Below are 10,457 nucleotides of genomic sequence, written 5' to 3' on the forward strand. Positions count from 1 at the left end.
CTGGATGTATCAGGTGATCGGAACCGGCAAGAGCCGCGCCATGCGCGTGCTGTGGATGCTCGAGGAACTGGGCCAGCCCTATGAACATGTCGCCGTCAACCCGCATAGCGAGGGCGTCAGGCCCTTCAACCCCGCCGGCAAGGTGCCGGTCCTGGTGGTGGACGGCGTGCCCGTCACCGATTCCACCGCGATCCTGACCTATCTGGCCGACAAGCACGGCGCGCTGACCCATCCGGCGGGCACGCTGGACCGGGCGCGCCAGGACAGCCTGACGCAATTCGTGCTGGATGAATTCGACGCCGCGCTGTGGCTGGCGGCGCGCCACAGCTTCGTGCTGCCCGAAGAGATGCGGCTGGCGGCGATCAAGAACACGCTGCGCTGGGAATTCGAACGCAGCCAGCGCACGCTGGTGCATCGCATCGCCGAGGGGGGCTTCCTGATGGGCGACCGCATGACCGTGCCCGACATCATCCTGGCGCATTGCCTGACCTGGGCGCTGACCGCGCGCTTCCCGATCACCGAACACCGGCTGACCGACTACCTCGAGATGATGCGCGCCCGCCCGGCCTACCTGCGCGCCGCGGCCAGATAGGCGGCGGCGCCGCGCCCGGCCAGCCGCCCGGTGGCCAGGCAGCCGGTCAGCAGGTAGCCGCCGGTCGGCGCCTCCCAGTCCAGCATCTCGCCGGCGGCAAAGACGCCGGGCAGCGCCTTCAGCTCCAGCGCCGCGGTCAGGCTTTCGGCAGCGATCCCCCCGGCCGAGGAAATCGCCCGCTCGATGCCCATCGCGCCCTGGTGCCGCAGGTGCAGCGCCTTGGCGCGCATGGCCAGCCGCTCGGGCTCAAGGGGCAAGGGCCGGCCCCATTCCATCAGCAGCGCCGCGCGCAGCGGATCGCCCAGCACCCGCCGCAGCCGGTTGCCGACCGAGAGCTTCGAGGGCGCGCGCGCAAAGCGCCGCGCCAGTTCCTCGGGCGCGAGATCGGGGGCCAGGTCGACGAAAGCCTCGGCCCCGTCGCGCATCGCGGCCGCGACCTCGTAGATGCCGCCGCCCTCGATGCCTTCGGCCGTCACCACCCATTCGCCGCGGCCGACGCGATCGCCGACATGCAGCGCGACGCCCTTGGCCGCCTGGCCGAAATGCCGCGCCATCGGCGCCGACCAGGCGACGCGAAACCCCATGTTCGCCGGCCGGAACGGCGCCACCACCACGCCGCGCCCGGCAAGCCACGGCACCCAGGCCGCATCCGAGCCGAGCCGGGGCCAGCTCGCCCCACCCAGCGCCAGCACCACGACGCGGGGCCGCAGCAAGGCTACCCCGCCCGGAACCTCGAAGCACCAGTTCTGGCCCTGAAAGCCGGTCCAGCGCCAGCGCGTCCGCAAGGCGACGCCCTGCCCCGCCAGCCGCGCCAGCCAGGCCCGCAGCAATGGCGAGGCCTTCATGCCCACAGGGAACACCCGCCCGGTCGAGCCGGTGAACAGCTCCACCCCCAGCCCGCGTGCCCAGGCCATCACCGCTTCGGGCCCGATTTCTTCGTTCAACAAATACTCCGGGGGACGCGCGCCCGACCCCGTCGAGGGGTCGGGCGCGCGGGGGGCAGAGCCCCCGTATCGCGTCACGAACAGCGCCCAGGGCTCGTCCCTGGTCAGGTTCAGCCCGGATTTTCCCGCCATCAGGAACTTGCGCGCCGGGGTCGGCATGGCCTCGGCCACCATCACCCGCGCGCCCTGCCCGGCCAGCACCTCGGCCGCCATCAGCCCCGCCGGCCCGGCACCGATCACCAGCGCCTCGACCTCTGCCGCCTCGCTCACCGCCCGCCCCGCGGCATCATGCACAGCCGCAACAGCATCCGCTCCATCAGCGCCATGGCCGGCGCGCGCGAGGACGAGCGCAGCACCAGGTCGGTGTCGATCAGCTGGTGGATCGCATCCTCCAGCGCCCGCATGCCCCAGTCCTGCGCCTGGCGAATCATCCGGTCGCGGCGCGGGCCGAAGACCGGCGGCCGCAGCCGGGCCAGCCCCGCCCCCGGCCCGCCGGGGTCCGAGGCCGCCGCGTGCAGCGCCCGGAAATGCCGCAGCGCCGCGATGCACAGCGTCACCGGCAGGGTTCCCTGTCCCTCGATCCGCCGCATCAGCGCGCCGAATTCGCGCGCGCGGCCCTCGGCCACGCAGTCGATCAGCTCATCCACCTCGGCCTCGATGGTCGCGGGCGCCAGCGCGGCGATCTCGGCCGGCGTCAGCGGCTCGGCATCGCCATGCTTGTAGAGACCGATCTTTTCCACCGTCTGCCGGAAATCGCCGGGATCGAGCGCCCGCGACAGCGCCATCAGGTCGCGCATGGCGTCGCGCGGCACCTCGCGCAGGCCGGCATCCTTCAGCCAGCGCCCGACCTCGTCCTCGCCGGGCGGGTCGTCATAGATCGGCGCGGCCACGGCGGCGGGATGCGGCTCGAACAGCTTGCGCAGCGCCGAGGACTTGCTCAATCCGCCCGCCGCGACCACGATCACCGCGTCGCCCGGCTTCCATTCCGCGATGGCCGAGGCGATGGCCGGCGCCGCCGCATCCGGCGCGTCGTCGACCAGCACCACGCGCTGGCCGGGAAAGAACCCCACCGCCTTGACCGCGTCCAACAGCGCCGCCGGATCCTTGCGCAGGTCGGCGCCGGGAATGCGGGTCAGGCGCATCTCTTCCTCGGCCCCCGCCCCGACCAGGGCCTTGACCGCCTCGGCCCGCTTCAGCGCCACGCGCATCGCGTCCTGGCCATGGATCAACAGCGCCGGGCGCGTCGGATCGGGCCGCGCCAGGTAGCGTCCGATCTCGGCGCCCTTCAGGATCATGGCACGGCGTCGGGCTGGATGGCCAGCAGCCGCGTCACCACCTGGTCGGCCAGCATCCGCGCCAGCCGCTCATGCGCGTCCTGTTCGGCGGCCATGGTGGCGATGGTGGTGCCGGTGGTGGAATAGGAGGTAAAGCTGCTGACTTGCCCGCGCGTCACCTCGCGGCCGGTGCCGGCCTCGGTCAGGGTGAAATCGGCGGTGCCGTTCAGCGCATAGCGCGTCGTCACCTCGTCGGGGGTGATCGCCTGCGGCACCACGGCGATGCGCAGCCGGTAGTCGAGCAGGAAGCGCGCCTGCGCATCGGGCCCCAGCCGCTCGGCGATGCGGCCGGCAAAGGCGAAGTCGTCGGGCGTGCGCGGATCGGCGGTGCGGACCTGGCCGAACAGCTTGCCCCCCGTCCCCCCCGGCCCGTAGACCGGGGAAAAGCCGCAGCCGGCCAGGGCCAGCGCGCCCAGGATCACCGCCCGCCTAGACCACGACATTGACGATCCGCCCCGGCACCACGATCAGCTTCTTCGGCGCCTGACCCTCCATGAAGCGCTGCACGGTCTCGTCGGCCAGCACGATGGCCTCGATCTGGTCCTTGGGCATGTCCTTGGGCACCTCGATCTCGGCCCGGCGCTTGCCGTTGATCTGGATCGGCAGCACCACGCTGTCGGAAACCAGCATCGCCGGGTCCGCCTTGGGCCAGGCGGCATCGACCACCATGCCCTGCCCGCCGGCCTTGGCCCAGACCTCCTCGGCCAGGTGCGGCACCATCGGCGCCATCAGCTGCGCCAGGATGCGCAGCGCCTCGCGCCGACTTTCGCCGCCCGCGGCCGACTTGGCCGTCGCATTCGCCAGCTCATAGATCTTGGCCACGGCCTTGTTGAAGGCAAAGCCCTCGATGGCGCGCGTCACCTCGTCGATGGCGCGATGCGCGGCGCGGGTCAGCTCGGGATCGGCCCCGCCCTCGGGGATCTCGTCGGCCAGCCGCCAGACGCGGGCGAGGAAGCGGTTCGCGGCCTCGGCCCCGGCGGCGGTCCATTCCACGTCGCGCTCGGGCGGGCTGTCGGACAGCATGAACCAGCGCGCGGTATCGGCGCCGAAGCTTTCGACGATGTTCACCGGATCGACGACGTTCTTCTTGGACTTCGACATCTTGGCCGAGGGAATCACCTCGACCGGCGTGCCGTCGGCCAGCTTGCCGTCCACCACGTCCTCGGGCAGGTGATAGATCGGGCGCCCGCGCTCGTCGCGGGTCATGTAGATCTCATGCGTGACCATGCCCTGGGTGAACAGCGCGTCGAAGGGCTCCTTTGCGCCTTCCGGCAGGTGGCCGGTCCTGACCATGGCGCGGGCGAAGAAGCGGGAATAGAGCAGGTGCAGGATCGCGTGTTCGATGCCGCCGATATACTGGTCCACGTTCATCCAGTAGTCGGTCTCGGCCCGGTCGGTCGGCGTCGCCGCGTGCGGCGCGGTGAAGCGGGCGTAATACCAGGACGAATCGACGAAGGTGTCCATGGTATCCGTCTCGCGCCGGGCCGGGCCGCCGCATTTCGGGCAGGTGGTCGCGGCCCAGGTCGGGTGCCGGTTCAGCGGGTTTCCGGGCACGTCGAAGCTGACGTCCTGCGGCAGCAGCACCGGCAGGTTCGCCTTGGCCTCGGGCACGGTGCCGCAGGCGTCGCAATGCACCACCGGGATCGGGCAGCCCCAATAGCGCTGGCGCGAGATGCCCCAGTCGCGCAGGCGGAACTTGGTCACGCCCTCGCCATAGCCGGCGGCCTCGGCGTGCAGGATGGCGGCATCGACCGCGGCCTCGCCGGTCTGGTCGGCCTCGCCGGCGAAGCCGCGCACATAGGTCACGGTCTCGGATTTCAGCGGCACATAGGGCGCCTTGGCCACCAGCGCGTCGGCGGCGGCCAGGTCCATGCCGCGCTCGCCGAAGGTGGCGCGGATCGGCAGGCCGTATTTGGTGGCGAATTCATGGTCGCGCTCGTCATGCGCGGGGCTGCCGAAGATGGCGCCGGTGCCGTAGTCCATCAGCACGAAATTGGCGATCCAGATCGGCAGTTGCCAATCCGGGTCCAGCGGGTGGCGCACGGTCAGCCCGGTGTCGAAGCCCATCTTGGGCGCGGTCTCGATGGCTTCCTCGGTGGTGCCGATGCGGCGGCATTCCTCGACGAAAGCCGCGACCTTCGGGTCGGATGCGGCCAGCGACTTGACCAGCGGATGATCCGGCGACAGCGCCACGAAGCTGGCGCCCATCAGCGTGTCGGGCCGGGTGGTGTAGACCTCGATTTGCGGGAAATCCGGCAGATCGACGGTATCAAAGCGGAATTGCAGCCCGCGCGACTTGCCGATCCAGTTGGCCTGCATCAGCCGCACCTTTTCCGGCCAGCCCTCCAGCCCGTCCAGCGCCGACAAGAGCTCGTCCGAGTAATCCGAGATCTTGAAGAACCACTGAGTCAGCTCCTTGCGCTCGACCGTGGCGCCGGATCGCCAGCCCTTGCCGTCGATCACCTGCTCGTTGGCCAGCACCGTCATGTCGACCGGGTCCCAGTTCACCTGCGCCGACTTGCGGGTGATGAGCCCGGCCTCCAGCATGTCCAGGAACAGCGCCTGCTGCTGGGCGACATAGGCGTCGTCGCAGGTGGCGAATTCGCGGCTCCAGTCGATGGACAGGCCCAGCGGCTTCAGCTGGCCGCGCATGGTGGCGATATTGCCATAGGTCCAGTCGCGCGGATGGCCGCCCTGCTCCATCGCCGCGTTCTCGGCCGGCATGCCGAAGGCGTCCCAGCCCATCGGGTGCAGCACGGAAAAGCCCTGCGCGCGCTTGAAGCGGGCCACCACGTCGCCCATCGTGTAGTTGCGCACATGGCCCATGTGGATGCGCCCCGAGGGATAGGGGAACATCTCCAGCACGTAATACTTGGGCCGCTCGTCCCGCACGGCGCGGAACGTATCGGCCTGCTCCCACGCCTCTTGCCAGCGCGGTTCGCTGATTGCGGGATCATAGGGCATGGAAACCTCCGGGCGACAGATTGCCCGCAGGGTATTAGCCGCTTGCCCGATGCAGGTCCAGCGGGCTCGGCGGGATCAGAGGTTGCGGTCCTGCACCCGCAGCTGCCGGGCCCGCGTCAGGATCGCATCCTCGACCGCGCGCACGGTATCGGGCGCCACGGCAGCCCCGCCCGCCCCCTGCAACGAGACCTTGAGCGCGCGCGCATCCAGCGCCGGGTCGCTGACCTTGATCGTGGCGCGATAGGACCGCCCGCCGCCCGGCGGGGTGCCGTAGCCGGTGACGATGACGCCGGTGAAGGGGTCGATCGACTGGATCGGCAGGAAGTTCAGCACGTCCAGGCTGGCGTTCCACAGGTATTTGTTGACCGCCACCGTGTCGTTGGGGTTGCGCCGGTCCGAGAACACGTCCCAGATCGTCTCGCGCCGCTCGACGGCCTGCGGCTGGGCCTGGCGATTCCCGCCGCCCGGCATCGAGGTCGCCGATCCGGCCGAGCCTGCCGAACCCAAGCCCGAGCCGCCCCCCGAACAGGCGGCAAGCCCCGCCAGGATCAGCAGGGCGGCGGTCAGCCGTGCGGCGCGTCTGGTCATCTGATGTCCCCCGGATCGTCCTTGCCGCGAGCCATAGCGCAATTCCGCCCCTTGCGACAAGAGAGGCTGCGCCCCTGGCCCGCGATCCCCCGTCCCGGAGGGGATATGGCTCGCGCGCGTAAGGGCGTCCGCGGCGGGGCGGGGGGCGTTGCAACGGGGTGTGGCCCATGTGCATCACAGCAGGTCGGAATCGGGCTAAGCCGATGCGATTCCGTTGCAATGCAGGGGGGAAAGCGCGACACAACTGGCATACCCCAAACCGGCATACCGGGTGGGGCATACGAGAGAGACAAGAGGGAAACATCATGAAAAAGGCTCTTATCGCCTCCACCGCGCTGGTCCTGACCGCGGGCGTTGCCGCCGCCGACGTGACCATCTCCGGCTATGGCCGGACCGGTGTGATCTATTACGAAAACACCGCTGCTCAGGACGCCGCTGGCCAGAACGAGTCGCGCGTCGTCAGCCGTCTGCGGATGAACATCGACGCTTCGCAGTCGACCGATTCGGGCGTCGACTTCGGTGCGCGCTTCCGTCTTCAGTGGGATCAGGGCAACGGTGTCGGCGCTCTTGGTTCTATCGCAGGTGGCGGCGATGCGAGCTTCGACGACGTGAACGATCTTCTCAGCGGCCGTGGGTGGAGCGCTGCTACCAACGCGGGGAAACTTTGGGTCAGCGCCCAAGGCTTCACCGTCGAAGTCGGTAACGTCGACACCGCTTTTGACTCGAACGGTCTGCTTTACGCGACCGAACTCGGAGCCTTCGACCGCTCCGTCGGTTTCAGCGATGTAGCAGGTACTTTCTTTGCTTATGCAGCTGGTCCTTATGCCCTTCAGGAAATCGATCGTGTGGGCATCCGGGCTCTTTACACCCTGGGTGATCTGACCCTGCAAGCGTCGTATGTCGATCCCGATCAGTCGGGCCTGACCGACGCGCTCTCGGAGGAGCTGGGCCTCGACGGCCTGATGGAAGAGGAGATCTCCCTTTCGGTCGACTATACTTGGGATGACCGTCTGGAACTGTCCGCCGCTGCTGCGTTCAATGGTGGTGGCATCGACGGCAACGATATCTTCTTCCTCGGCGCCCGTTATGCCGTCATGGAAAATGCCCGCGTCGGTCTGAACTACGTGGACGGTGGCGATGAAGAGGATGGCTTTGACGGCCAGACCATCGCGCTCTATGGCGACTACACCCTGGCCGATGGCCGCACCAACATCGAAGCCTATGTCGCCAACAATGATCGCGACAGCAACGAAACCGACAACGCGTTCGGTATCGGCGTGAACTACGACCTGGGCGGTGCCCGTCTGGGTGCGTCGCTTCAGCGCGACTACGACGAGCGCGTGACCGCCGACATGGGCGTGCGCTTCGAGTTCTGATCCTTCGGGATACGGAAAACAGGAAGAGCGGGCCTTGCGCCCGCTCTTTTCTTTTGGAAATCATGCCGCCATGGAACTGGATGACATCAGGCGCCGCATTGCCGCGGCCGAGAAAGCCGCCGAACGCGCGCCTGGCGCCGTCACGCTGATCGCCGTCAGCAAGGTGCAGCCCCCCGACCGGGTCGAGGCGGTGCTGGCGGCCGGCCATCGCGTCTTCGGCGAAAACTACGTGCAGGAGGCGGCGGGGAAATGGCCCCGCTGGCGCGAGCGTTTCCCCGGCATCGAGCTGCACATGATCGGCCCCCTGCAGACCAACAAGCTGAAACCCGCGCTGGAGCTTTTCGACGCCATCCACACGCTCGACCGCCCCTCGCTGGCCGAAAAACTGGCGCGGCAGGTGCAGGCGCGCGGGGCCTGCCCGCAGCTTTTCGTGCAGGTGAACACCGGCGCCGAGCCGCAAAAGGCCGGCGTCCTGCCGGACGAGGCCGACGCCTTCATCGCCCGATGCCGCGCGCTGGACCTGGCGATCACCGGGCTGATGTGCATCCCGCCCGAGGATCTGGACCCGGTGCCGCATTTCCGCGCCCTGCGTGATATTGCCGCACGCAACGGGTTGGCCGGCCTGTCGATGGGCATGAGCGCCGATTTCGAAACCGCCATCGCCGAGGGCGCGACCTATGTCCGCATCGGCAGCGCCATCTTTGGTGCGCGCGACTACGGCTGACCGCGGGGGCGCCCCGGTCCGTTAAGCCTTTATTAGCAATAAGGATGCGGGGCGGGCGGCGACGGGATAAGGTGCCAATGTGGGTCGCGTGATTCGCTTGGGTTCCCGTCATGTTGTTGATCAGTAGTCTGCTCAGTTTGGTATTCGCCGGCCTTGCCGTGGATGTGACCGGGACCGCCCGCACTCCCGGCGGCGAGCATGACCCCGACGACCCGCCTTTTCCTGAATCATCCGATCGCGACGCGCCCAAGGGGCTGACGACCGAGGGCAGCGAGGGCTCGGACTGGCTGGCCGGCGGCGATGGCGACGACCTGCTGACCGGCCTTGGCGGCAACGACGACCTGCATGGCGGGCTGGGCAGCGACACGCTGCTGGGCGGCGACGGCACCGACTGGATCTATGGCGACGGCGACTATGGACCGGGCGGCGACGATTCCATCGACGGCGGCGCGGGCGACGACTATCTGGCCGGGCAGGGCGGCAACGACACCGTGCATGGCGGCCCCGGCAACGACACGATCTTCGGTGGCGAGGGGGACGACCTGCTGACCGGGGGCGACGGCGACGACTGGATCTCGGGCAATGCCGGCAACGACACGCTGATCGCCGGCGGCGGCGAGGATGACCTGGACGGCGGCGAGGGCGACGATTTGCTGATCGGCTCGGCCGAGCCCGAGCGGGCCTGGCTGCATGGCGGGGCCGGCCGCGACACGCTGCAGCCCGGCCTGGGCGATTTCGCCGAGGGCGGCGAGGGCGAGGATCTGTTCCTGCTGGACGTGCCGGGCGAGGATCTGGACGATCCGGGCGAGACGCTGCCGGTCATCGCCGATTTCGACCGGGATCTGGACCGAATCGAGTTGCGCTATCACGGCGACGGCGCTGATCCCGTGGTCGCGCTGGAGCACGAGACCGACGGATCGGCGGTGATCCGCGTGGACGGGGTGGCGGTGGGCCGGGTGTTGCAGGCCGAAGGGCTGCGGGTTGCCGACATCGCCCTGACGCGGATCGCACCGGGCGGCTGAGCCGCAGAAAACCCTTTCCTTTTCGGCCGATTTTGCCTATACGCCCGCATCCGACCGGGCGATTCCGGCGGATCTCTCCACGGGCCTGTGCTGGACGACATCCCGGCCTGTGCCATAACCCTTTGATCCTGAAAGGAGACCCCGATGTCGATCACCGTCGAGGAAAAGAACCGCGTGATGACCGAATTCGCGACCAAGAAAGGCGACACCGGCTCGCCCGAGGTGCAGGTCGCCATCCTGTCGTCGCGCATCGCCACGCTGACCGAGCATTTCAAGACCCACAAGAAGGACAACCATTCGCGTCGTGGTCTGCTGAAGCTGGTCGCGCAGCGCCGCAAGCTGCTGGACTACCTGAAGCGCAAGGACGAAGCCCGCTATACCGACCTGATCGGCAAGCTGGGCCTGCGCCGCTGACCGGCCGGCCGCGATCCCGCGGCCCTTGGATTGCAGGAAACGCCCGCGGCAAAGGCTGCGGGCGTTTTTCGTTGCGGTGCGGCCGGTCAATTAAAATCCAACGGATTGCTTTCTGGATTCCTAACGGGCGACCTTTATCCTGTGGCTGTCTTCAAGATGGAGATCGTAAGATGGTAATCAGTTCACTTTTCAAGCCTATTTCCTCTTCTGCCCCAGCCGCCGCCTCGGGGGCCGGTTCGACGCCCTTGCAGGCTGTCTCGAACGCCTTGGGTGCGCTGGCCGGATCGCTGCTGGGCGTGAGGCCCGCGGATGGCGACGGGGTCCGGTTCGACTTCTCGTCCCAGGCGATGCAGGCTTCTGCCGATGGCGCGGCCCCGGCCGATGAACCACCGGCCCCTGTCGCCGCCGCGGCCGCGAAGCACCCGGTGCCCGAGGCTGCAGCCCCTGCCGCGGCCCAGGCCCCGGCCGGGGGCGCCGATCCGGCGGAGGCGGCAGCGGG

At 68.8% G+C, this 10,457-nt stretch carries 11 protein-coding genes; 6 read left to right on the forward strand and 5 right to left on the reverse strand.

The genetic code is table 11. The features are described from left to right. Window positions 1–4: 4 nt before the first annotated feature. Window positions 5–592 carry a glutathione S-transferase family protein gene (locus tag FE811_RS16985; RefSeq protein ID WP_036758630.1) on the forward strand — a complete coding sequence of 196 codons (588 nt, stop codon included), beginning with the start codon at window positions 5–7 and terminating at the stop codon, window positions 590–592. Here FE811_RS16985 and FE811_RS16990 read toward each other — a convergent pair. From FE811_RS16990 to FE811_RS17010, 5 genes are all read right to left on the reverse strand, one after another. Beyond that, entirely contained in the window at window positions 568–1,806 is a 1,239-nt protein-coding gene (locus FE811_RS16990; RefSeq protein WP_255469758.1) for a TIGR03862 family flavoprotein, read from the reverse strand. The genes FE811_RS16985 and FE811_RS16990 overlap by 25 nt on opposite strands. Continuing rightward, the gene (gene holA / locus FE811_RS16995) at window positions 1,803–2,831 is read right to left on the reverse strand and encodes a DNA polymerase III subunit delta (protein WP_036758634.1); all 1,029 of its coding nucleotides are present in this window, start codon (window positions 2,829–2,831) and stop codon (window positions 1,803–1,805) included. Before holA ends, FE811_RS16990 begins: the two co-directional genes overlap by 4 nt. Further along, a complete protein-coding gene (gene lptE, locus FE811_RS17000; protein ID WP_036758638.1) occupies window positions 2,828–3,313 on the reverse strand; it encodes an LPS assembly lipoprotein LptE in 486 nt (161 codons plus the stop codon). Before lptE ends, holA begins: the two co-directional genes overlap by 4 nt. Then, entirely contained in the window at window positions 3,300–5,834 is a 2,535-nt protein-coding gene (gene leuS / locus FE811_RS17005; RefSeq protein ID WP_116223199.1) for a leucine--tRNA ligase, read from the reverse strand. The genes lptE and leuS overlap by 14 nt, the downstream gene beginning before the upstream one ends. A gap of 75 nt (window positions 5,835–5,909) precedes the next feature. Then, a complete protein-coding gene (locus tag FE811_RS17010; protein ID WP_072461442.1) occupies window positions 5,910–6,422 on the reverse strand; it encodes a DUF3576 domain-containing protein in 513 nt (170 codons plus the stop codon). A gap of 305 nt (window positions 6,423–6,727) precedes the next feature. On the opposite strand from FE811_RS17010, the gene FE811_RS17015 reads away from it, so the two are divergent. From FE811_RS17015 to FE811_RS27930, 5 genes are all read left to right on the forward strand, one after another. Then, a complete protein-coding gene (locus tag FE811_RS17015; RefSeq protein ID WP_181180883.1) occupies window positions 6,728–7,798 on the forward strand; it encodes a porin in 1,071 nt (356 codons plus the stop codon). A gap of 70 nt (window positions 7,799–7,868) precedes the next feature. Then, the gene (locus tag FE811_RS17020; RefSeq protein WP_140848155.1) at window positions 7,869–8,522 is read left to right on the forward strand and encodes a YggS family pyridoxal phosphate-dependent enzyme; all 654 of its coding nucleotides are present in this window, start codon (window positions 7,869–7,871) and stop codon (window positions 8,520–8,522) included. A 110-nt stretch (window positions 8,523–8,632) separates the two neighbouring features. Further along, window positions 8,633–9,544 (forward strand): calcium-binding protein, encoded by a 912-nt coding sequence (locus FE811_RS17025; RefSeq protein ID WP_140848157.1) that lies wholly within the window; start codon window positions 8,633–8,635, stop codon window positions 9,542–9,544. Window positions 9,545–9,688: 144 nt separating this feature from the next. Next, window positions 9,689–9,958, forward strand: a complete 270-nt coding sequence (gene rpsO / locus FE811_RS17030) for a 30S ribosomal protein S15 (RefSeq protein ID WP_024842753.1) — start codon at window positions 9,689–9,691, stop codon at window positions 9,956–9,958. A 170-nt stretch (window positions 9,959–10,128) separates the two neighbouring features. Beyond that, the coding region (locus FE811_RS27930; protein ID WP_219848892.1) for a hypothetical protein at window positions 10,129–10,457 on the forward strand (329 nt) is incomplete at its 3' end.

The organism is Paracoccus sp. FO-3 (genome assembly GCF_006386455.1).
Taxonomy (GTDB): Bacteria; Pseudomonadota; Alphaproteobacteria; order Rhodobacterales; family Rhodobacteraceae; genus Paracoccus; species Paracoccus versutus.

Excerpts from the sequence above, each read along its gene's own strand:
- FE811_RS16985 (WP_036758630.1), top strand. The coding sequence starts at position 5 with ATGTATCAGGTGATCGGAACCGGCAAGAGCCGCGCCATGCGCGTGCTG.
- holA (WP_036758634.1), bottom strand. The coding sequence starts at position 2,831 with ATGATCCTGAAGGGCGCCGAGATCGGACGCTACCTGGCGCGGCCCGAT.
- lptE (WP_036758638.1), bottom strand. The coding sequence starts at position 3,313 with ATGTCGTGGTCTAGGCGGGCGGTGATCCTGGGCGCGCTGGCCCTGGCC.
- leuS (WP_116223199.1), bottom strand. The coding sequence starts at position 5,834 with ATGCCCTATGATCCCGCAATCAGCGAACCGCGCTGGCAAGAGGCGTGG.
- FE811_RS17010 (WP_072461442.1), bottom strand. The coding sequence starts at position 6,422 with ATGACCAGACGCGCCGCACGGCTGACCGCCGCCCTGCTGATCCTGGCG.
- FE811_RS17015 (WP_181180883.1), top strand. The coding sequence starts at position 6,728 with ATGAAAAAGGCTCTTATCGCCTCCACCGCGCTGGTCCTGACCGCGGGC.
- FE811_RS17020 (WP_140848155.1), top strand. The coding sequence starts at position 7,869 with ATGGAACTGGATGACATCAGGCGCCGCATTGCCGCGGCCGAGAAAGCC.
- FE811_RS17025 (WP_140848157.1), top strand. The coding sequence starts at position 8,633 with ATGTTGTTGATCAGTAGTCTGCTCAGTTTGGTATTCGCCGGCCTTGCC.
- rpsO (WP_024842753.1), top strand. The coding sequence starts at position 9,689 with ATGTCGATCACCGTCGAGGAAAAGAACCGCGTGATGACCGAATTCGCG.